We start from the raw sequence: 21167 nt of genomic DNA, 5'->3' as shown, positions 1-21167 counted from the left end.
ATAATTCCAATAATAGAAATCAAGGCCGTCTGAAAATTTGAACTGCCCCCCCAAATCTTGGACATTTTAAAACCGCTGAATCAATCACGCTTCAAGCGGCGGTTGCAAACTGAGTTCTGTATGCCACAGGGCTCAGTTTTTTCAAATTCAAACTCAATCGCTCATGATTGTAGTAGCGGATATAGTCATGTATTTCCGCCTCCAATTCCTCTATCGAAGCAAAAGTCCGGTTGTAGAAACATTCCGTCTTCAATATTGCGAAAAAACTCTCCATCGGCGCATTATCCCAGCAATTGCCTTTGCGCGACATGCTTTGGGTGATGCCTGCCTCTGCCAATTGCTCACGATACGCATGGCAACGATACAATACGCCCTGGTCGGAGTGCAGTATCGGTTTGCGTGCGCCCAGCTGCGCTACTGCCTGTGACAGCATGGCCGTTACCATTTCGCTGTTCGGGCGGCGCGACAGGTGATAGCTGCGGATTTCGCGGTTATACAAATCGAGTATCGGCGACAGATACAGCTTTTGACCGTCGCATTTGAATTCGGTGACATCGGTCAGCCATTTCTCGTCGGGTGTGTTGGCGCTAAAGTTGCGCTTCAGCAGATTCTCGGATGTTTCGCCCATCGCCGGCGGGTGGTATTTTCGCTTGGCTCTGACGATGGCTTTCAAATTCATTTTTTTCATCAGCCGCGCTGCTTTCTTGGTGTTCCATGACAGTGCGGCGGCAATGCGCCTTTGTCCGTAACAGCCTTTGTGCTGCTGGTAAACGGCGTATACTGCTTCCATATCTGCCTGATCTTTGTCGGGCTTTTGGTTGCTTTTTCTGCTGAAGTAGAAGCTGCTGTGTGACAGTTCGGCAGATTCGCAAAGATATTTTAGCGGGTGTTCTGTTTTTAATGCTTCGATGATGCGGGCTTTTTCTCGGTTGGGTTTGCGCGCTTCATCAGCGCATCGAGTTTTTTTAGATAGGCGTTCTCCGCTCTGAGGTAGGCGACTTCTTCTAATAGCTCTGCCTGTGTTTTTTCGGCATCGGGCTTGTCGGTAATAAAGGGGTTTTTGCGTTGTTTGGACATGGTGCTTTGGGGGTGCTCCAGCGCGTGGATGCCTGCTCGTTCGTAGGCGGCAATCCATCGGCGTAAGTGGGTTCGGGATATTTGAAGCTCGTCTGCGGTGCGTTGTTGGCTTCTGAGTGCATAATAACGCATCACGGCCTGATGTTTGAAGTGTAGGCTGTATTTGGACATAAGAAAACTGTACCTTTCATGGGTTGGTGGGGGCGTCCAACTTTTGGGGTACAGTTCAGATTTCAGACGGCCTTGATTGAGCATTTACCTGCTGATGCATTTTCAGGAGCAAAATACACCCTTAAATCGAATGGTCAGGACACCCTAGGGTATCCTGACCATGATTCGGCATATTTAACGACAAACAAAACTTTCAGCCTTGTTTTCATCACCGCCCGTATAAACGGCTGTTTTCGGGTAGGCGCAAAGCGGCTGGCTTTTGCCGGGGAACGCTTTGCCTTGCGCGATTATGCGGTCGGGGGCGATGCCGTTGTCGGTCCAGTTTTCCAGCGCGGTGAGCGGGTCGAAATCATCCAGCGCGGGGCCGGTGCCGCAGTGCGCCATGCCGGGCACCATAAACAGGCGGGTTGAGTCGGGCGTATTGGGGGTATCGGCTTGCAGCTGCCGATACCAGTCGCGCAAATCGTGGGTGGAAAACACCGGGTCGGATACGCCCTGCACCAGCAGCATTTTGCCGCCGCGGCGGTTGAAGGTGGTTAAGTTGGTCGAATCGGCGTTGAAAATGCCGGCCATCTGCCGCACTTTGGCCGTATCGCGGTCGAAATCGAATTTCATGGTGTCGAAATTCGGGCTGTAGGGCGTGATAAACAGGCCGGCAAGCGAATCGGCGCCGAGCACGATATTGCGGGCGTCGGGCTGTGCGGTTTGCGAACTGCCGAGTTTCCATTGGCGCCAGCCTTCGCTGTTGATGCCTGCATCATAAGGCCATGATGCGTAAATTTGTTCGCCGCGGCTGTTTTTGGCGCCGCCGAAAAGGGTGTTGAGCAGCTTCACTTTGTGGGCGCCGAGTTGTTTTTGCAGCATTTCCGGTTTGAAATCACAGCTTTCCCAGGCATTCACCAGCCCGTCTTTGAGGCCGTCTTTGGCATCGCAGCGGTTTAAAACGGCTTGTGATACGGCATCTAAATCCGCTTTGGTGAGTGCATTGGCGAAAATTTTCTCGCCACGGGCATTTTGGGGTGCTGCCGCCATAATATGTTGGTTGTCCCAAGCTTCGCCGACCGCCGCATATGCCAGTCGGAAACCGGGGTTGCCCGCCACCACGCCGTCGAATTCAAGCGGATAGCGTTGTGCCGCCATCATGGCTTCGCGCCCGCCGTTGGAGCAGCCCATAAAATAGCTTTTTTGCGGCTCGCTGCGGTAGAGCCTGCCGATCAGCTGTTTGGCGGCGGCGGTGACTTTGCCGGTGGCGGCATAAGCCAAATCCAGCCGTGCCTGTTGGTCGGCGGCAAAAGCGGCATCCCGCCCGCGGTGGCCGCCGTCCATGCTCACCACCGCATAGCCGCGCATCAGGGCGGGAAGTGCGGTAGCCCCCCGAAACGGAATCGAACCCACTGCCGGCGCTAAAAAGCCGTCCATACCGCCGCCTTGAAACAGGAATTTGCGGTTCCATTCGGCGGGCAGGCGCAGTTGAAATGTGGTGGCGTAATCTTTGCCGTCGGCGCCTTTGCGCGGCTCGATGCTGCCCTCAAGTAGGCAGTGTGGCGGCATTTGCAGCTTGCGCACGGCGGCGCCGGTCAGGGCCGACATCCGGTCGGACGGCATGTCGCCGCCGCCGACCCAGTCGGCACGGGTGATTTCGGTGCGGTAAAGGCTGTTGTCGCCTTTCAGCGCCAGGCATTGCCGCTGGAAATCGGCATCGGCGGCGAATGCAGACGCCGATAAAGCGGATACCGCCGCCGCCAGCCATAAACGGTTTGAATTCATCATCATGTGGCTCCTGAGTAAAGATGACAGGCAAGATGATTCCAGTTTAAATAAAGCGGCTTATGGATACAACATTTTGTTTGTGATATGAAAAAGGCCGTCTGAAATGCGTTGGTGAAAAGTGCATTTCAGACGGCCTCATGCCTGCTTGGCGGTTTATTTCAAATGATCGCGGAAAAACGCGGTCAGCCTGTCATACGGGATTTTGCCGGAACGGTTGTCATACAAATCCACATGGGTGGCATCGGGCACAATCAGCAATTCTTTATTCGGATTATTGCCCGCCGCTTTGAAAGCATCTTCGCTCATATAGCGCGAATGGGCTTTTTCGCCGGCAATAATCAGCATCGGCCGCGGTGAAATTTCGCTGATGTAGCTCATCATCGGAATATTCACATAAGAGAGCGGCATGGTCGCCAGCCAAGTGGTGTTGGAATTGATGCTGCGCGGGTGGTAGCCGCGGTCGGTGCGGTAAAAATCGAAAAACTGCGCCAATATCGGGTGTGGATTGGCCGGCAGGGTTTCCGGCAAAATGCGTTGGGCGCTGGTGACATTGCCCTCGGCATCCACATTCAATTCGTGCAGACCGATATTTCGGCGGCCGCTTTCCGCATCTGCCCAACGCAGATTATTCAGATATTCTTTCACCGCCTGCCGCTGTTCAGGGGTATAGCCGTTTTGCTGATCGCCCACGCCCCAGCCGATAGAGCGGCTCATGTCGTACATCACCGACGTGGCCACGGCTTTCGCACGGGTGTCCATCGCAGCGGCATTGAGCGCCTGCCCGCCGAAGCCGCAGATGCCGAGAATGCCCAAACGGTTGCGGTCGACTTCAGGCAGCATGCCCAAAGCATCGAGGGCGGCGCTGAAATCTTCGGTGTTGACATCGGGCGAAGCCATGCCGCGCGGCTCGCCGCCGCTCTCGCCGGTGTAAGACGGATCAAACGCCAAAGTGACAAAACCTTGCTCGGCCAGCGTTTGCGCATACAGCCCAGAGGTCTGCTCCTTCACCGCACCGAACGGGCCGCTCACGGCAATGGCGGGCAATTTGCCGCGACGGTTTTTCGGCAGATACAAATCCCCCGCCAGCGTGATGCCGAAGCGGTTGATAAAAGTGATTTTGCGGTGGTCGACACGGCTGCTTTGCGGGAATACTTTGTCCCAGGTTTGGGTTAAAGGCAGCGAGGCGGCACGGTTGCTTTGGCCGGCATCAGCAACGGCGCGCACGCTTTGCGCCAGCACCGGCACAGCCGCAGTCATCAGAGCGGCTCCGGTAACGGCACCGGTCTGCATAAATCGACGGCGTGAAATCGCTTGGCTCATATCGGTTTCCTTTTCAATCTATTCATTAATTGCGATGGGAGCATTATGAAGCGGCTTTGATTTCAAGTAAATTTATCAATTATAATTTCATAATTTCTAAAATCGAAATTATCAAGGCCGTCTGAAAAGCGCTAGGGTGTCCGGACAATTTGTTTATGAGGGGATTTTTGTTTCTGAAAATGCAGATGCCGGGCAAAAAACGCAGCAAGATTGGACATCTTGCGGGGCTTTTTAACGCAGCAGATGCGTTTTCAGGGGCAAAATACACCCGTAAATCGAATGGTCCGGCACCCTAAGGTTTTCAAACCATTCACAGCAGTAAGCAGGTCAGATACTTGTATCCGACAAATGATTCGATATTCTTGTGATGCCAAATGATTTTAGCCGTCTGAAAAATGTCGGATTCGAGAATTCGGCCTACAGTAAATGGGCATAACTGTATAACGGTTTAATGGTCTGCCGGCATCGGCAAATCTGCTGCGCTGCCAAACAAGGCTGCCCTTTTTTGCTGCAACGCCTGTATATCCGGCGCAAAATCCAGCGACTGACACGCCCGCTCGAATGCCGCCGCCGCCACCTCTGCCGCCGCCTGCGACACGGCGGCTTCCGGTGCGCTGCGGTTTACAGCAGCCAATGTTTTCTGCAACACCAACCCCACTTCCAAAATACCGGCGCCATCCCGGGCAATGGGCGCAAAGCCGCTCTTTACCCAATCGCTGCTGTCGAGCGGCTTGATGGCAAGGCGGTCATATTGCTTTTGCCCGCCTGCCTGCTCCGGCGCTACATCTGCCAACAGCCGCATCATGCCGGTCATCACGGCAATGGCTGTGCCCGGGTCGTTAACGGCCGGCGACAATGCCCGCTGCGCCGCCTCACTCAACACGATAAAACCCCATTCCGGATCTTGGTCGTAACTGCGGGTTTGCGCCAACACAAAAGCATTGCGCAAATCATCGCAACTTTCATCGCCTTTTTCTATCAAGGCCAGCACCGTATCGCGCATAATCAAATCGCCGGGGCGCACGGTGATGTGCACATGCCAATCCTTTTCCGCCGCCCGGCTTTGCAGGGTAGCCATATTGATATGGGTGAGATAACCGCTGTGTTCCGCCCGCAATACGCGCGCCCTCGGGCTGCAAACGCCGCGCCAAGCCGCACCCATCGCCGGGTTGTTACGGTACGCTTGCAAGGTTTTTTGGGCGGCGGTATGAATTTTATCCAGCGTGTTCCCCATCCGCCCGAGTTGGGACAGCGTGTGCACCCAACGTATCAGCGTGAAAATCAGATAAGCCAGTGCCAACACGGTGCTGACAAACAACACAAAGCGGCCGTTTTGGCCATACAAGCCCATCCCCAACACTGTTTTGGCAATAATTGCGTAGATAAAAGCAGAAATAAAGCTGGCAATCGCCATCCGCGTGTTGTCGTCGCCCATCACCAGTTCTGTTGCCCGCGGCGTGGTGCCGTTAGAAGCCGAAGCAAAGGCAGACACCATAATCGACAATGAAAAGGTGCTCACCGCCAACATGCTCGAAGCAATCACATCCAGCAACCCTTCCAACGTACCGCGCTCGATGTCGGGCAGCGTATCCACCGGCAACCAGATATTGGCCAGCTGCGCCGCAAAGGCAAACACCACCGCCAGCAAAGCGCCCCAAGCAGGTGTTACCCACAAGCTGTTGCTCGGTTTTTTCAACGACAGCAACCACCGGTACATCATGTTTTTATTCCTTATCCTGATTTTCAGACGGCCTTACACCTGCCAGTCAATCCCACTGTGCCCGTTTGCCTGCAAATAAGCATTCGCCTGTGAAAACGGCCGGCTGCCGAAAAAACCGCGGTAGGCCGACAAGGGCGAAGGGTGTGGCGAGGTTATCACCAAATGGCGCTCGCGGCTGATAAAGGCGCCTTTTTTCTGTGCATGGCTGCCCCACAGAATAAACACCAGATGCTCGCGCTGCTCGGCCAATTGGCGGATAACCTTATCGGTAAAGGTTTCCCAGCCCAACGCGGCGTGCGAATGCGCCTGATGCGCGCGCACCGTCAGCACCGTATTCAACAGCAGCACGCCCTGATCGGCCCAATGCTGCAAATAACCGTGGTTCGGAATTTGAAAGCCGGCGATATCGTCGGCCAGCTCTTTATAGATGTTTTGTAGCGACGGCGGAATCTTGATGCCCGGCTGCACCGAAAACGACAACCCGTGCGCCTGCCCTTCGCCGTGATAAGGATCCTGCCCCAAAATCACCACTTTTACCTGATTGAATTCGGTGGCTTTAAAGGCGTTAAACACATCGTGCGCCGGCGGATAAATGATTTGCCCGCTTTGGCGCTCGGCTTTAACTGTATTCAAAATCTGCTGAAAATAAGGCTGCTGCTTTTCCGCACCCAGCGCTTCGCTCCAGGTATTCATGTATTTCTTCCGTTTACACAATGGCCGTTATCATAACATGTTTGCCCATTGATTCAGGCCGTCTGAAAACATGTGCACAGGTTCAGACGGCCTTGCATTTTCAGACGGCCTTTACCCCGCTTAAAAATGCTCATGACTGCTTAAATAGCGCCATTTTCCCGGCGGCAGGCGGCCGAGTTTGACTTTTCCCATACGGATGCGCTTCAGGCCCACCACCCGCAGCCCCACCAGCTCGCACATGCGGCGGATTTGGCGTTTTTTGCCCTGCTGCAACACAAAGCGCAATTGGTCTTCGTTTTGCCATTCCACTTTGGCGGGGCGCAGTTTTTCGCCGTCGAGGCTTAGGCCGTGGTTGAGCAGGCGCAGGCCTTCTGCCGAAAGGCTGCCTTTTACGCGCACCAAGTATTCTTTTTCGATACCGCTGTGCTCGCCGATCAGCTGCTTGGCAATCCGCCCGTCTTGCGTCAGCACCAGCAGGCCAACCGAATCGATATCCAAACGCCCCGCCGGCGCCAGGCCGAATTTGTGTTTTTCGCTAAAGATGATGCGGCTGTCATCATCTTGCCAATGATTTTCAGGGGTAATCAATTCTGCCGCCGCTTTATAGCCTTTTTCGGCCTGCGCGCTCACGTAGCCCACCGGTTTGTTGAGCAAAATGGTCACCCTCTGCGCCTGCCGCTCATGTGCCTGCTTGTTTAAATCGATGCGGTCGGCGGCCGTCACTTTTTGGCCGAGCACCGCCACCTGCCCGTTAACCGCCACCCAGCCCTGCTCGATATAGCTGTCGGCCTCGCGGCGGGAACACAGCCCCAGCTGCGCCATACGCTTGGAAAGGCGCATCGGCTCGTTGTTGGTTTCGTTTTGCATAACATCCTTTTCTGTTGATTCAACCGGCAAGCCCGCTTCGTCGGGTTGTTTTTGTGAATGGGTATTATAGCAGAGCCGCCGCCGGCGCAAGCCTGCAAGCGGCGGCCGATCTGCTGCCGACAGCCGTACATCTGCCGCCAACCTCAAGCCAAACGGTGCAAATCGCGTTAGAATAAGGCTTTTGTTTCAGACGGCCTCTATCACATCATGGACACCCAACTTTATATCGGCATCATGTCCGGCACCAGCATGGACGGTGCCGATGCCGTCTTAATCCGTATGCACGGCACACGCTGGCTGGCGGCACAGGCACACGCTTTTCTGCCCTACCCCCAACGCTTGAAAACCGAATTGCTGGCGCTGCAAGACACCGGCCACAACGAGCTGCACCGCAGCATGGTGCTGGCGCAGGAATTAAGCCGCCTGTATGCGCAAACTGTCGGCCTGCTGCTGTCGCAGCAACAGCTTGAGCCGGCACAAATCCGCGCCATCGGCTGCCACGGCCAAACCATACGCCACGCGCCCGAATCGGCTTACAGCATCCAGCTTGCCGATCTGCCCCTGCTGGCCGGGCTTTGCGGCATCTTCACCATCGGCGATTTCCGCAGCCGCGATTTGGCCGCCGGCGGTCAGGGCGCGCCGCTGGTGCCCGCTTTTCATCAGGCATTGTTCCACAGCGCAGACGAAACCCGCGTGGTTTTAAACATCGGCGGCATCGCCAACATCAGCGTTTTACCGCCGGACGCCCCCGCTTCAGGCTTCGATACCGGCCCCGGCAACATGCTGATGGACGCCTGGATGCAGCACATCTGGCAGCAGCCTTACGATAAAAACGGCGACAAAGCCGCTCAAGGCAAAGTGTTGCCCAAATTACTGGCCGCCCTCAGCGCCCATGCCTATTTCAAACTGCCGCCGCCCAAAAGCACCGGCCGCGAGCTGTTTTCGCTCGATTGGCTGCTTGCACACTTAAACGGCAGCGAAAACCCGCACGATGTCTTGCGCACGCTGCTGGAATTCAGCGCCGAAACCATCACCGCCGCCATTTTTATGCATGCAGCAGCCACCCGCAGCGTGTATGTGTGCGGCGGCGGCATCCGCAACCACGCCCTGATGGAGCGCCTGCAACACAAACTGGCTGAACGCAATATCCGCCTGCACAGCACCGCCGCACTCAAGCTCGACCCGCAATGGGTGGAAGCCGCCGCATTCGGCTGGCTGGCCGCCTGTTGGGTCAACCGCATTCCAGGCAACCCGCACCACGCCACCGGCGCGGCCAAAGCCTGCATTTTAGGCGCCGGCTATTATGCCTGAGCCGGGCAGCCGCGCTTGGATACATGCCTTATATCCCCTGATATCCATTCACAAAACTAAGCCGACAAGGCGCACCAACGCCGTTAGATTCATGTTGTGAATGGGTATGCGGCGCCACCACGCCGTTTTAAAACAGATATTTTTTTAGCCATATTGATGTTTGATATGCCTTGAGGCCGTCTGAAAACCATTCATCGAAACAGCCCATTGCATTGCCCGTTGCATTGCCCGTTGCATTGCCCGTTGCATTGCCTGACTTTAATCAATTGGGATAAAATATCAAAAGAGCAGCTGCCTTGAAGCAAGTTGCTGTTTATATGCAAAAAAACCACAAGAAGACTATCATTAAATTCAAATCAATTAACGACAGCAAGCTGATCAACATTAATTCATACCCATAGGCAGGCATGACGGCGCAGCGCTTTGATACGGGCCAGATAACCACCGGGCTGGCAGTTTGCCGCGCCTCAAGTTTTGCCCGACAGCATTCGTTTGCTGTTGCAGCACGCTGTTCCCTCCCCGTTCCAACGGGAGAAAGTTAGAGTGGGGATAAAACAGTATATTTCATAAATTATCTTATTCCACATTCATATTAAATAAAACTTTTTCAGACGGCCTCTACCTACAGGCCGTCTGAAAAAGTTGACATTCAGCAACAGACTGTTTAAAATCCGTTTAAATTTTTAAACCCGTAAACAAAAGCCGATGAGCCAGCCTACTCTCGATAAATTTCAGCAATGCCTGCCGGTGTTTTCGGTGTTGGCCGACGACAACCGCCAGAAAATCCTCTGCCTGCTCGACAGGGAGCGTGAGCTGAATGTAAACCAGCTTACCGAGCAGCTGCATCTTTCGCGGCCGGCGGTGTCGCATCATTTGAAGCTGATGCTCGACAAGCAGCTGATTAAGGTCAATCAAATCGGCAAAGAGCGGTATTATTCCCTCAATCTGCAACCGACGCTGGCGTCGTTGAAAGAATTGGTGGCGCTGCTCGAACAAGATGAGGCGGCCCGTCAGGCATAAGCCGGGGCAACAATCAGCACGGCGTTTTAAACGGCGGCTCCCCTTCCCCATTTCGGGGATTATTTTTGCACCAATAGGTTTAAATTTTTAAACGCTTAAACACTTCAACCTGAAAGGAAGACAACCATGCTGTTTCAGCCCTTTACGTTTGCCAACGGCAAAACCGTGAAAAACCGTTTTTTCAAATCTGCGATGGAAGAGCAGCTTGCCAAGCACAGCCGCCCGGGTGACGAGCTGGTGCGCCTGTATGAGGTGTGGGCAAACGGCGGTGCGGGGGTGTTGGTAACCGGCAATGTGATGGTTGATAAAAGCGGTAAAGGCTCGATTGACGATGTGATGGTGGCCGATGAGCGTGATTTGAGCCGTTTGCAGCAATGGGCGCAAGCCGGCACGCAAAACGGGGCGCTGCTGATTATGCAGGTCAACCACGCCGGCAAACAGTCGCCCAAGGCGGTGTCGGCCGTGCCACTGGCGCCCAGTGCCGTGCCGCTGGCCGGTATGGACGGCTTTATCAATCCGCCGCGTGCGCTCACAGACAGCGAAATCAAAACCTTAATCGCGCAATTTGCCGAAACCGCCCGCATTGCGGAAAAAGCAGGCTTTTCCGGCGTGCAGATTCACGGCGCGCACGGTTATTTAATCAGCCAGTTTTTGTCTCCGCACCACAACCGCCGTGAAGACCGCTGGGGCGGCAGTTTGGAAAACCGTATGCGCTTTTTGACGGAGATTTATCACGCTATCCGTGCCGTTGTCGGGCAAACGTTTTTGGTGGGCTTGAAGCTCAATTCCGCCGACTTTCAAAAGGGCGGTTTTGACGAAAGCGAATCGGTGCGGGTGGTGCAGAAAATGTCGGCGCTCGGCATTGATTTTATTGAAATTTCCGGCGGCAATTACGAAAGCCCGGAAATGCTCACCGCTGCCCGCCAAAAAGCCGGCACCCGCCAACGTGAGGCTTTTTTCTTGGATTATGCCGAAAAAGCGCGCGCCGTCAGCCGGGTGCCGCTGATTATCACCGGCGGTTTCCGCTCGCAAGCGGCGATGAACGAGGCGCTGGGCAGCGGCCATCTCGACTTTGTCGGCATCGCCCGCCCGTTTGCGCTGGTGCCCGATTTGCCGAACAAAATCGCCGGCGGCGATTATCAGACGGTGAAAACCGAGCGCATCAAAACCGGCTTTGCCCCGCTCGACAACAAAGTCGGCGCAGTGCTGGAGATGGATTGGTATATGAACCAGATGAAGCGGCTGGCCAACGGCAAGCAGCCCGACCCGACATTGTCGCCGTGGAAAGTGTTGTTTAAAACCTTGTGGGAAAACGGCAAAGCCGGGCTGTCGACCGGCCGCTCGTAATCGGCAAGGCCGTCTGAAAAGCACCTCAAAGTGCGGTTTCAGACGGCCTTATCTTCTCCTCAACCCCGTTTCACTTTCACGCATTCCCTCTTGTTATAAAAATTTTTCCAAATTATATTGCGCACAATTTAATTTGGCAGTGCTATACGCGCATTCGTTAAGCAAACCCTTTCAGACGGCCTTATATTTTGCACAATTAAATTGTGATAATGTATTTTATCCTCACCGCACATCAGGCCGCCTGAATAGGGTATGAACCATTGCAAAGTGCGGTTTTGCATGCGCAATTTTTAGCATATTGAATTGTAAGCAATTTAATATGAAGCCACATTGCCGTGATAGCAGCGTGAGGCGCCGCTCTGTTGGCAAGCGAGATCGAGGGCAAAATCGCCCATGAACCGGAGGCGATTATGCGCTGCAAAACATGCCCGCCTCGGCTTAAACCAATGGGCGGAGCGGACGGCGGCGGAACACGATGCCATCATCCGCATGTTGATTGAAAAAATTTTGGCAGACGAAGAAGCGCATTTGGCGTGGCTTGAGCAAGAATGGAATCTGCCGGAAAAATCAGGCGAGCCGCTGTATTTGTCTAAACGAATGCCATCGATTGTTTTAACTTTATTTTAACCTCACCATCAAGGAGACTTACCATGAAAATTTTTTACAAAACCTCTGCCACCGCCACCGGCGGCCGTGACGGCCACACCCAAGTGGACGACGGTTCAATCGGTTTTGATTTAGTCGGCTTCCAAAACGACAGCGGCAAAATCGGCACCAACCCGGAGCAATTATTCGCCATGGGCTACGCCGCCTGCTTTGACAGCGCCATGAACCACGTGGCGCCGACATTGGGCATCAAACCCGAGCAAGCCAGTACCACCGTTACGGTCGGTATCGGGCAAAAAGCAGACGGCGCATTCGGCTTGGATTTGGATATTACCATTACCGTCAAAGGCTTAAGCGAAGAAGAGGCCCGCAAATTAATCGAAAAAGCCCACGCAGTCTGCCCTTATTCCAATGCGGTTCGCGGCAATGTGGCAACCCGTTTGCACGTTAATCTGATTCAACAGTTTGATTTGTAACCGCCAACTTATCAGCACCCACCAAGGCCGTCTGAAAAGCCTCAAAGTGCGGTTTCAGACGGCCTCAAGTGCGGTGGCGATCGGGGTGTTGCCATCGGCCATGGTGATGACTTTGCCGATGGTGTTCGGCGCATGCAATAAGGCGGCGAGCGTGGCGGCGACATTGCCGATGCTGTTGGCGAGCGGCTCGGCGACATCGGTTTGAATTTTGCCGTCGGCTTCGCCTTCTTGCAGTGCGCCGGGCTGCAAAATGGTGTAATCCAAACCGCTTCGATGCACCAGCCAATCATCGGCGAAATATTTGGCGATGTTGTAATCGGTGATGTTTGCCAAAAATTTTTCACCCCAACGCTCAGGCTGCAAGGCGAACACCGAGCTGAGCAAAATAAACCGCCCCACACCGCCCGCTTTTGCCGCCTGCATGGCTTTCACCGCGCCGAAAGCGTCGACCTGCAACAGATTTTTGCCGCGCGAACCGGCGGTAAAATACACCACATCAGGGCGGACGCTTGCCATGATTTGGCTGATATCCGCCAACGGTGCGGTTAAGTCGAACGGCTGATGGCGGATATGGCCGTGCTGCCAATCAGGGTTTGCTTGGCGGGCGGCGGCGTGTACCGTGTGCCCTTGCTTGGCAAGGGTTTGCGCCAGTTGCGAGCCGACACGGCCGTTGGCGCCGATAATCAAAATGTTCATATTGTTCCTTTAAACCTCAGCATAATGAGTATGGAAGATTTTGCTGACAATCGTCCATTTTCCTTCAATTTTCAACAGGTTGAAATAATCGGCAAAACCAAAGCCGTTCAAGTCATCAGTGTCGACCCGTGCCGACGCCGCCGTACCGCTGATATCGATATAGGCAATCGCCACTTTCGGGGTTTTCAGACGGCCGGAACACATTATCGATCACATCAAACAGACCTTGAATCGCACCGCCTGCCAATTTGCCGTTTTCATCGGCACTATAAATCGTAGCCTGCTCGTGAAACGCCGGCTTCATGATACGACTGTCGGCCTGTTTGCCGCCCTCGCTGTATTGATCGATCAACAGGTGTTCGATGGCTTGGTAATCGGCGACAGATGCTCGTCTGGCACCAACGCCACCACCCCATACAACGCTGGCTGCGGGAAGTGATGGCGGGGAACGGTGATCAGGCCGTCTGAAACCGCACTTTTAATGCGAAACGGTTTTCAGACGGCCTGACAGCAGCGCTACGCTTCTTTGGGCGTATCCCATTCCGTTGCGATTTTATCCAACAGCCGGTGCACCGACGCCGCCATTTCTTCCGCGTCTTCCTGACGGCCGCGCCGTATCCATTCATCTAATGCGCCAAAGCAAATGCCCATAATCAGTGAATTCCGATGTGCGGTTTCGTTGTCCAATTCAGGGCGGGCGCCGCAGCAGGCGCGGATGTATGCCAAAAACAGGTGTGACAGATTGCGGGCATACAATAAATCTACCAGCTCACCGACACGGTTGATGGCATGAAAAATCCCGATAAAAATATAGCGGGTGGTGGGTTCGATGATGTTTGCCGCCAATTCCGCCATGGTTTCTGTTTGCAGATGTTTGATCAGCACATCTTCTTTCGAGTCGAAATTACGGTAAAACGAAATGCGGCTCACCCCTGCCAGTTTAGTGATGTCGGTAATACTGACGGCATAGAAATCCTGCGTTTCCATCAAACGCAGCAGGGCTTGGGTGATGCTTTCTTTCACCACTGTGTTGAGCGTTTTTGCCATGTTACATATTCCCCGTTTTGTTTCAGCTTGCCGATTTTGCATTGCCTTTGCTTGAATCGCTGATTACCATACCGTATACATTGTTACAGATGTAACACTTTTCATCAATATGCCAACCGGTAAGGATACATCATGAAGAAAACTGTTTTCAAAATATTGGCTGTGTTTGCCATCACTCTGTCATTAAGTGCGTGCGGCAGCTTGGACCGCCAACAGCGTAATATGGTTGCCGGTGCGGTCATCGGCGGTGCCGCCGGCCATCTGATCGGCGGTGATTCGGGCGCAACGTTGGGCGGTGCGGCGTTGGGCGGCGTGATCGGCAGCCAGTTGAATAAAGAAGACCGCTATTACCGCCGATAAGCCGCAGGCCGTCTGAAACAGTTTCACGCGATATTTTAATCAGGAAAAGCCCATGAAAAAGATCTTAGCGGCTGCTTTAACGCTGCTCGCTTTAGCCGGCTGCTCGGCGCTAGACCGCATGATGCCGGCGATGGTCGCATCAGACTACTATCAGAAAACGCAAACCGGAATGCCGCTGGAGCGCAAATACACCGCGCCGGGCACTTTTCATACCGCCTCGCAAACCTTTGCCGGCGGCCGGCAGCGTTTTAAAACATACAAGGTTTGGTATCCCGCCGATCTGCCGCACAGCAAGCAGACTTATCCGGTGGTGGTATTTGCCAACGGCTCCGGTGTGGCATATTACAAATATGAAGCCATTTTTAACCATCTGGCCTCATGGGGTTTTGTGGTCATCGGCAACGACGACTCCAGCAGTTGGGACGGCTCGTCTACATCGCAAAGCTTGGCCTTTTTGCAGCAGCAAAATCAACATCCCGACAGCCTGTTCTACCGCAAGCTCGACCTCAACCGTGCCGGCGTGAGTGGTCATTCGCAAGGCGGTGTCGGCGCTATTAATGCGGTCGGCAACTTCGCCAACAGCCATCAGTTCAAAGCGCTCTACACGGCCAGCACCCCCAAACATGCCTTGGCTTTAGCACTGAAATGGCCGTATAACGTAGGCAAAATAAACGTGCCGTATTTTATGAACGCCGGCACAGGCCCTTTTGACGGCGGCGACGGCAAAGACCCCGACAGCGGCATTGCACCGCTCACCTCCCTGCGCGACAATTACGCCCGAATATCCGGCAACGGCCTCACCGTGATGGCACGGCGCAGCCATGCAGACCATGGCGAGCTGCTCTATCTGCCCGACGGCTACATGACGGCATGGTTCCGCTATACGCTGATGAACGACAGCGAAGCCGCACAAGTGTTTACCGGCGCCGCGCCCGAAATCCGCCGCAATACGCAAAACTGGCAGGATGTGCAGATTAAGCGCTAAATGAAGTATCAAGGCCGTCTGAAAACCGCACTTTCATCATCAAAGTGCGGTTTCAGACGGCTTCTTATAGGAAGATGATGATGAGTCGGGCCAACGCCGTTGGCTTATTGTTGCAAATGGGTTTGAAGCACGATTTTGCCCACTTGGCTGCCCTGCTCCATCAAGCGGTGTGCTTGGCGGACATCATCAAAGTCAAACACTTTGGCAATCAGCGGTTTCAATCGGCCGTCGCTCAACCCTTGGGTGATAAAGGCTTTGGCCTGCGCCAGCTTTTGCGCATTCTGCGTAATGTCAAACAACACATAGCCGCGCAAAGTCAGACGTTTGCCGATAAGCGTCCACGCCGGCACGGTGAGCGGTTCGCCCGATAAAGTGCCGTATTGATAATACTGCCCTTCGTCAGACAAGGCATTCAGAATCTCTGTGGCGCCTTTGCCGCCGACCGGATCAAACGCCACACGGGCGCCCTTGCCGCCGGTGATGGCGAGCACCCGCTCGCTCAGGTTTTCTTCGGCGGCAACAATCACCTGCTTAGCGCCTGCATCGAGCAATTCCTGTGTTTTGGCGGCGCTGCGGCTGACGGCAATCGGCACCGCCCCCACCATATTGGCGATTTGAATCGCTGCCACACCCACGCTGCTGGAGGCGGCATTGATAATCACAAAATCCCCCGCCTGCAAGCGGGCATATGCCACCAGTGCGCCGAATGCGGTGATGTATTGCATCCAGCTCGCCGCCGCTTCAACCCACGACTGGCCGGCAGACATTTTCACCAGTGCGCGGGCGGGCAGATTGACGATTTCGCCGTAAGCGGCATAGTCGGCAAAGCTGAATGCCGGAATCGACGCCACCCGATCGCCCACGGCAAATCCGGCCACGCCGCCGCCCACCGCCACCACTTCGCCGCTGGCTTCATAACCCAAACGGGCGGGAAAATCCTTCACGCCGGTTTCGCCGTTGCGATACATAATGTCCGCCCGATTCAAGCCGATGGCGTGCACCTTGATTTGAACTTCGCCTGCGGCCGGTGCCGGCTCGGTGTGTTCGATAATCTCTAATACATCGGCATCGCCGGTTTGATTAAATACAATGCGTTTTGACATGTTGCGCTCCTTGGTTTTGCGGTAAAGGTTTCGATGACTAAAAAATCCGTTCGACACCATTATATTGCACCTAAAAATAATGATAATATGCCATAAAAGCGAAACAGCTTTGCCTTTTACGCAAAAGAGAAACCCGATATGGACTTTTTTTCCGCACTTACCATTTTTCATTCCGTTGCCGAAACTGCCAATTTCAGCGCCACCGCCCGCCAACTTAATCTGGCCGTTTCATCGGTGGCACGACAAATCGACCGCTTGGAGCAAACCTTAGGCGTGAGCCTGTTAAACCGCTCCACCCGCCGCATCACCCTAACCAATGCCGGCATACATTATTTGCAGCAAACCCGCGCGGTTTTAGACGAGCTGCATGCCGCCAACCTTTCGCTGAAGCAGGAAACCGAGCAATTGCAGGGCAAACTGCGCATTACCTATCCGCCGGCTTACGGCCATGCTAAGCTGGCGCCGCTGTTGGCCGCATTTGCCCGCCGCTATCCGCATATCCGGCTGGAAGCGCATGCCGCCGATGATTTTTTTGACTTGGCGGAAGGGCGCTATGATTTGGCCGTTCGGGTCGGTCGGGTCGGCGATGACGGGCTGGTGGCGAAATACCTTGCCCCGCAGCAACGCGTGTTGTGCGCCAGCCCCGACTATCTGGTGCAGCGGGGCACGCCGGCCGCACCAAGCGATTTGCCGCAGCACAATTGTCTGGTTTTCATGCCGCCTCATCATACGGCGGCAAAATGGTCGTTCAGCCACCCGCACCACGGCACGCAAACCGTGCAAGTGCAAGGCAGCCTGAGCACCAACCACACCGAGCTGCTGCTGAACTACGCCTTAGCCGCTATCGGCATCGCCCACCTGCCCGACTGGCTGATCGACACCCCGCTCGCCCAAGGCCGGCTCGTTCGCCTTCTGCCCGAGTGGACACTCATGCCCGACACCGCAAAAGAGCGCGACGGTATTTATCTGGTTTACCCGCCCGCCAGCAAAAGCATCATGAAAATTAAAGCGTTAACAAATTTTTTACTTGCCGAACTGCAAACACCACAGCCATAACCGCCCATCCGACCGCACTTGGGCGTCGATTGTCTGTTTAAGGCCGTCTGAAACCGCACTTTTATTATCAAAAGTGAGGCTTTCAGACGGCATCAAGATACAGTATATTTAATGGCAGTTTATTTCTGTGAGTTCGCTAATTTTCAATGCTATCGGTGTGTTGTATCGTTGATTGATGAGTGTGGCGCTAAACGATTTTTTGAGTTTCAACATAATTAGGCCGTCTTTGACACTTATGGTGTCGACCGGCGTATCAATATCTTCATCATGTTGAAGTTTATAGCTCGCTGTTTTACCAATATTGTTTTCTTGTCGTAATACTCGATTAACGCTTGCGTGCCGCCGTTTATCGATGCTATTTGATAATAGATAACCACTTTGTACGAATTTGTTTCCTTGGTTTTGAAGTGAATTTTGATTTCCGTATCCAATTCAGCCAACAATTTTTCAGTCTGCTTCACCAATGCCAAATTCTCACCTTGGCTTATATGGCTTAATATTTTGAAAGTTGAAGATTTTATAAAATGGTCTTTTTCAATGTCTTGAAGCGAGTTTAATTTATCCGCATCAATGCCAAATCTATCTATTTGATTCTACTATCAGTATCCCTGTCGGAAACGATGATTTCATGCGCTTGAATGAAGGTTGTGAAGTTGATATAGATATGGTCAAACTCCCCATAAGAGTATTTCAGCTCGTTCAACTTTCTTGCGATGCGTTGCCCGATGTAGGGCGTATCGCCGGTCGGAACGAAAAGTTTGCCTAAATTGTTGGGAAGGCTTTGCCCTTCAATATTCTGATGCGTGCTTTCGTAGTAGCGTATATCTTTTAAAATTCTGTTTGCCATGGCTATCCGCCTTTAAGGTTGTTGATGATTTTGGATTTTGTAATGCCGAAGCGGTAAAGCACAAAAAACCATTATTCATCATCATGTTGTCGTTAGTTGCTGATTTGACGATACTTATTTAAAAACCTGTATATTTATTACAGCAAATCATAACACGCCAACTTGATAAAATGCGTATCACATATCCGTCTTGGAAGCCCATAGGCCGTCTGAAACCGCACTTTTGATGTGAAACGGTTTTCAGACGGCCTTAGCAGTGCGGTTAGGGTTAATGTGCGGCTTCGATTTTGATATGGCCGGCGTTGAGCAGGGGTTGGTAGTCGCTGTCGAAGCGGCCGAGGTAAATCAGGCCGGCGGCTTCGGGGCCGCTTTGGTAAAACAATGCCAGATTGCCCCACGGGGCGTAATAGGTGATGTCGCCGGGGCGGCCTCGGTGGCGGGCGGGGGCGCGGCTGGTGTTGAGTTTGAAGTTGGGGTAGGCAACTTTTTCGGTGGCGGCGTAATCTTTCAGCGGCAGGCTGAGCGGCAGGTGCGCAAACAGGCTTTGGGCGGCGGGGTTGTCGGCAAGGGTGGCGTAGCGCACGTGGTTGTCGAGCGTGATTTTGACTTTCATTTCTTTGGCCTCCGATAGGGGGTGAAGCGCCAATCCGATCAGCGCTAAGGTGATGGCGGCTAAGCGTTTTTTCATGTTCTTCTCCTTTTTTCAGGTCTTTCAGACGGCCTCAAACGGTCAATCGCGCCAACGCAGCGCGTCTACCACGATTTTGAAGATGTTTAAGTGGCCTTTGCGGTTAGGGTAATACAGATAAAGCGGCTCGTAAACGATGGCGTATTCGCCCAAGAGCTCGATCAGGCTGCCGCTGTCGAGGTCGTTTTTTACCGCCATTTCGGGCAGCCAGGCGATGCCCAGCCCGTCGCGCACGGCTTGGTAGCGCAGGTTGTTGTTGGCTGAAAATTGCGCTTGCGGCTGGAAGGCGACGGTTTGGTTGTTAACGTTGAATTCCCATGCTGTCTGTTGGTGGTCGGATGAAAAACGCATGCCGATCAGGCGGTGTTGCAGCAAATCGCTGATGTCCGCTACGGCGGGTTTGCCGTGCAGGTAGTCGGGGCTGGCCACTACCACCATTTTGGCGGCGGCGGATATTTGCACCGCAATCATGTCTTGGTGCACGGCATAGCCCAGCCGCACGCCCATATCGAAGCCCTGCCCGACAATGTCGACCCAGCGGTTGTCGACCACTAAATCGATATGCAGCTCAGGATATTGCGCCAGCAGCGGTTTGAGTTTGGGATAGAGAATCAAGTTGGCGGCCAGCTCGCTGGTGTTGATGCGGATGCTGCCGCTGAGGGTGTCTTTGAAATTGCCCAAATTGTCGATGCCGTCTTGAATGGCGGCAAAGTGCGGTTCGGTTTCGCCAAACAACTGCGCGCCGGCGGGGGTGAGCGAAATGCTGCGGGTGGTGCGGTTAAACAGGCGCAGGTTGAGGCGGCCTTCGAGATGGCCGATGGTTTGGCTGAGCGCCGATTTCGACACGCCCAGCCGTTGCGCGGCGGCGGTGAAGCTGCCTGCTCGGGCAACGGTGATAAAGGCGTGAAGCTCGTTGAAATGGCGCATGATGTTCCCCTGTCTTGCGATGCGGCGGGCAAAGATGGCTTTATCGTGAAATGAATAAAAAGTGCGGCGGCGTTGCTTCGCCTTGTATCACTTCTTTCTTCATTCCGCTACATCTTAACCATTTCGGGCGAAATGGCAAAGGGTTTCCGCCGCCGTGGCGCCGACGATCAAGCCAAGTGCGGTTTCAGACGGCCTCAATCATATTGTTTCAAACGGCTAAACAGTTTATTCAGCAAAAGGCGGTTTATCCGAACGATTCAGCCGTTTAAGATAAACACTGATAAACACTGATAAACACACAGCCCGGAGCAGACAATGAAAAACCGCATACTCAAACCCGCTTTCTTGGCCGTATTAATAGGACTCAGCACCATGAACAGCTATGCCGACACCCCGGCGGACAACACCGCTGCCACCCAAGTCGCCCAAGCCAATCCGTTCGGGCTGGTGTATCACGGCGCGATTACCCGCAACGAAGCGGGCAAAGTCAACATCCATCCGGTGCAATACCACATCAACGGCATTGATATTGCAGCGAATGTCTACACGCCGGCGCAATACGACCCGAATAAACAATACCCCGCCATCGTGGTGGCGCACCCCAACGGCGGCGTGAAAGAGCAAGTGGCGGGGCTGTATGCGCAGAATCTGGCGCAGCAAGGCTACATCGCCATCGCCTTTGACGCAGGCATGACCGAAGCGCAAATTGCCGCGCTGCCGTTTGAAATGTATCGCGAAGGCTACGAATATTACGCCCGCAGCCACTTCCACCCAATTCGCAAACCCATTCCACCCTCAGCAGCCTGGCAGATTTGATGGCATTTGATGCCAACACCCAAGTCGAGCTGATCAACCAGCCGCTGTTAATGATGGCGGGCGACAAAGCCGACAGCCTGTATATGACCGAAGAAGTGTTTAAAAACGCCACCGGCACAAACCACAAAGGGCTGTTTCTGATCCCCGCCGCCGCCCAACACGCACGCGAGGTGTTGGATCGGTAGCCATATCGTTTGATAAATATTAATACATTATCCATAAATTTCAGGCCGTCTGAAAACGGTTTTCAGACGGCCTGCAAAG

At 53.8% G+C, this 21167-nt stretch carries 25 protein-coding genes; 11 read left to right on the top strand and 14 right to left on the bottom strand.

Annotation, left to right across the window (positions count from 1 at the left end; genetic code table 11):
* Nucleotides 1-91: 91 nt before the first annotated feature.
* The 4 genes from LVJ83_RS06200 to LVJ83_RS06185 form a co-directional block, all read right to left on the bottom strand.
* Nucleotides 92-910 carry an IS3 family transposase gene (locus LVJ83_RS06200; protein WP_244787672.1) on the bottom strand — a complete coding sequence of 273 codons (819 nt, stop codon included), beginning with the start codon at nt 908-910 and terminating at the stop codon, nt 92-94.
* Entirely contained in the window at nt 898-1248 is a 351-nt protein-coding gene (locus LVJ83_RS06195) for a helix-turn-helix domain-containing protein (protein WP_244783964.1), read from the bottom strand. Before LVJ83_RS06195 ends, LVJ83_RS06200 begins: the two co-directional genes overlap by 13 nt.
* Nucleotides 1249-1422: 174 nt before the next feature.
* Nucleotides 1423-3021: a tannase/feruloyl esterase family alpha/beta hydrolase gene (locus LVJ83_RS06190; protein ID WP_244787341.1), complete on the bottom strand. Its 1599-nt coding sequence runs from the start codon at nt 3019-3021 to the stop codon at nt 1423-1425.
* A gap of 150 nt (nt 3022-3171) precedes the next feature.
* On the bottom strand, nt 3172-4338 hold the full coding sequence (locus LVJ83_RS06185; protein WP_244787339.1) for an alpha/beta hydrolase: 1167 nt from the start codon (nt 4336-4338) through the stop codon (nt 3172-3174).
* A gap of 155 nt (nt 4339-4493) precedes the next feature.
* Here LVJ83_RS06185 and LVJ83_RS06180 point away from each other — a divergent pair, with 155 nt between their 5' ends.
* Complete coding sequence (locus tag LVJ83_RS06180) at nt 4494-4634, top strand: hypothetical protein (protein ID WP_244787337.1); 141 nt, start codon at nt 4494-4496, stop codon at nt 4632-4634.
* Between the two features lie 152 nt (nt 4635-4786).
* Here LVJ83_RS06180 and LVJ83_RS06175 read toward each other — a convergent pair whose 3' ends face one another.
* The 3 genes from LVJ83_RS06175 to LVJ83_RS06165 form a co-directional block, all read right to left on the bottom strand.
* A complete protein-coding gene (locus tag LVJ83_RS06175) occupies nt 4787-6058 on the bottom strand; it encodes a DUF2254 domain-containing protein (protein ID WP_244787335.1) in 1272 nt (423 codons plus the stop codon).
* A gap of 33 nt (nt 6059-6091) precedes the next feature.
* Complete coding sequence (ung, locus tag LVJ83_RS06170) at nt 6092-6751, bottom strand: uracil-DNA glycosylase (RefSeq protein WP_244787333.1); 660 nt, start codon at nt 6749-6751, stop codon at nt 6092-6094.
* A gap of 120 nt (nt 6752-6871) precedes the next feature.
* Nucleotides 6872-7618 carry a pseudouridine synthase gene (locus LVJ83_RS06165; RefSeq protein ID WP_244787331.1) on the bottom strand — a complete coding sequence of 249 codons (747 nt, stop codon included), beginning with the start codon at nt 7616-7618 and terminating at the stop codon, nt 6872-6874.
* Nucleotides 7619-7825: 207 nt separating this feature from the next.
* On the opposite strand from LVJ83_RS06165, the gene LVJ83_RS06160 reads away from it, so the two are divergent.
* From LVJ83_RS06160 to LVJ83_RS06140, 5 genes are all read left to right on the top strand, one after another.
* On the top strand, nt 7826-8929 hold the full coding sequence (locus tag LVJ83_RS06160) for an anhydro-N-acetylmuramic acid kinase (protein WP_244787329.1): 1104 nt from the start codon (nt 7826-7828) through the stop codon (nt 8927-8929).
* Nucleotides 8930-9634: 705 nt separating this feature from the next.
* Nucleotides 9635-9949 (top strand): ArsR/SmtB family transcription factor, encoded by a 315-nt coding sequence (locus LVJ83_RS06155; RefSeq protein WP_244787327.1) that lies wholly within the window; start codon nt 9635-9637, stop codon nt 9947-9949.
* Nucleotides 9950-10075: 126 nt separating this feature from the next.
* Nucleotides 10076-11296 carry an NADH:flavin oxidoreductase/NADH oxidase family protein gene (locus LVJ83_RS06150; RefSeq protein ID WP_244787325.1) on the top strand — a complete coding sequence of 407 codons (1221 nt, stop codon included), beginning with the start codon at nt 10076-10078 and terminating at the stop codon, nt 11294-11296.
* A 393-nt stretch (nt 11297-11689) separates the two neighbouring features.
* Nucleotides 11690-11923 (top strand): ferritin family protein, encoded by a 234-nt coding sequence (locus LVJ83_RS06145; RefSeq protein ID WP_244787323.1) that lies wholly within the window; start codon nt 11690-11692, stop codon nt 11921-11923.
* A 23-nt stretch (nt 11924-11946) separates the two neighbouring features.
* The gene (locus LVJ83_RS06140; protein ID WP_244787321.1) at nt 11947-12378 is read left to right on the top strand and encodes an organic hydroperoxide resistance protein; all 432 of its coding nucleotides are present in this window, start codon (nt 11947-11949) and stop codon (nt 12376-12378) included.
* A gap of 54 nt (nt 12379-12432) precedes the next feature.
* On the opposite strand, the gene LVJ83_RS06135 is transcribed toward LVJ83_RS06140, so the two are convergent.
* The 3 genes from LVJ83_RS06135 to LVJ83_RS06125 form a co-directional block, all read right to left on the bottom strand.
* Nucleotides 12433-13074, bottom strand: coding sequence for an NAD(P)H-binding protein (locus tag LVJ83_RS06135; RefSeq protein WP_244787318.1), 642 nt, complete (start codon nt 13072-13074; stop codon nt 12433-12435).
* A gap of 9 nt (nt 13075-13083) precedes the next feature.
* Nucleotides 13084-13278 carry a nuclear transport factor 2 family protein gene (locus LVJ83_RS06130; RefSeq protein WP_244787316.1) on the bottom strand — a complete coding sequence of 65 codons (195 nt, stop codon included), beginning with the start codon at nt 13276-13278 and terminating at the stop codon, nt 13084-13086.
* Between the two features lie 312 nt (nt 13279-13590).
* Nucleotides 13591-14121, bottom strand: coding sequence for a TetR/AcrR family transcriptional regulator (locus LVJ83_RS06125; protein WP_244787314.1), 531 nt, complete (start codon nt 14119-14121; stop codon nt 13591-13593).
* 132 nt (nt 14122-14253) lie between these two features.
* Here LVJ83_RS06125 and LVJ83_RS06120 point away from each other — a divergent pair, with 132 nt between their 5' ends.
* Both LVJ83_RS06120 and LVJ83_RS06115 read left to right on the top strand, forming a co-directional pair.
* On the top strand, nt 14254-14481 hold the full coding sequence (locus tag LVJ83_RS06120; protein WP_244787311.1) for a glycine zipper 2TM domain-containing protein: 228 nt from the start codon (nt 14254-14256) through the stop codon (nt 14479-14481).
* A gap of 52 nt (nt 14482-14533) precedes the next feature.
* Entirely contained in the window at nt 14534-15466 is a 933-nt protein-coding gene (locus tag LVJ83_RS06115; RefSeq protein WP_244787309.1) for a poly(ethylene terephthalate) hydrolase family protein, read from the top strand.
* Between the two features lie 104 nt (nt 15467-15570).
* Here the strand turns inward: LVJ83_RS06115 and LVJ83_RS06110 are convergent, their stop codons facing one another.
* A complete protein-coding gene (locus LVJ83_RS06110; protein WP_244787307.1) occupies nt 15571-16569 on the bottom strand; it encodes a zinc-dependent alcohol dehydrogenase family protein in 999 nt (332 codons plus the stop codon).
* Nucleotides 16570-16707: 138 nt separating this feature from the next.
* On the opposite strand from LVJ83_RS06110, the gene LVJ83_RS06105 reads away from it, so the two are divergent.
* Nucleotides 16708-17625, top strand: a complete 918-nt coding sequence (locus LVJ83_RS06105) for a LysR family transcriptional regulator (protein WP_244787305.1) — start codon at nt 16708-16710, stop codon at nt 17623-17625.
* 583 nt (nt 17626-18208) lie between these two features.
* On the opposite strand, the gene LVJ83_RS06100 is transcribed toward LVJ83_RS06105, so the two are convergent.
* The 3 genes from LVJ83_RS06100 to LVJ83_RS06090 form a co-directional block, all read right to left on the bottom strand.
* A complete protein-coding gene (locus tag LVJ83_RS06100) occupies nt 18209-18472 on the bottom strand; it encodes a hypothetical protein (RefSeq protein ID WP_034616104.1) in 264 nt (87 codons plus the stop codon).
* 268 nt (nt 18473-18740) lie between these two features.
* The gene (locus LVJ83_RS06095) at nt 18741-19160 is read right to left on the bottom strand and encodes a cyclophilin-like fold protein (RefSeq protein ID WP_244787304.1); all 420 of its coding nucleotides are present in this window, start codon (nt 19158-19160) and stop codon (nt 18741-18743) included.
* Between the two features lie 42 nt (nt 19161-19202).
* Entirely contained in the window at nt 19203-20087 is an 885-nt protein-coding gene (locus tag LVJ83_RS06090; RefSeq protein WP_244787302.1) for a LysR family transcriptional regulator, read from the bottom strand.
* A gap of 315 nt (nt 20088-20402) precedes the next feature.
* On the opposite strand from LVJ83_RS06090, the gene LVJ83_RS06085 reads away from it, so the two are divergent.
* On the top strand, nt 20403-20903 hold the full coding sequence (locus LVJ83_RS06085; RefSeq protein ID WP_244787300.1) for an alpha/beta hydrolase: 501 nt from the start codon (nt 20403-20405) through the stop codon (nt 20901-20903).
* Nucleotides 20903-21088 carry a hypothetical protein gene (locus LVJ83_RS06080; protein ID WP_244787298.1) on the top strand — a complete coding sequence of 62 codons (186 nt, stop codon included), beginning with the start codon at nt 20903-20905 and terminating at the stop codon, nt 21086-21088. Before LVJ83_RS06085 ends, LVJ83_RS06080 begins: the two co-directional genes overlap by 1 nt.
* Nucleotides 21089-21167: the final 79 nt, after the last annotated feature.

This window comes from Uruburuella testudinis (genome assembly GCF_022870865.1).
Lineage (GTDB): Bacteria > Pseudomonadota > Gammaproteobacteria > Burkholderiales > Neisseriaceae > Neisseria > Neisseria testudinis.
The sequence above is the reverse complement of the archived record's forward strand: the minus strand, read 5'-3'. Positions and strand labels throughout refer to the sequence as shown.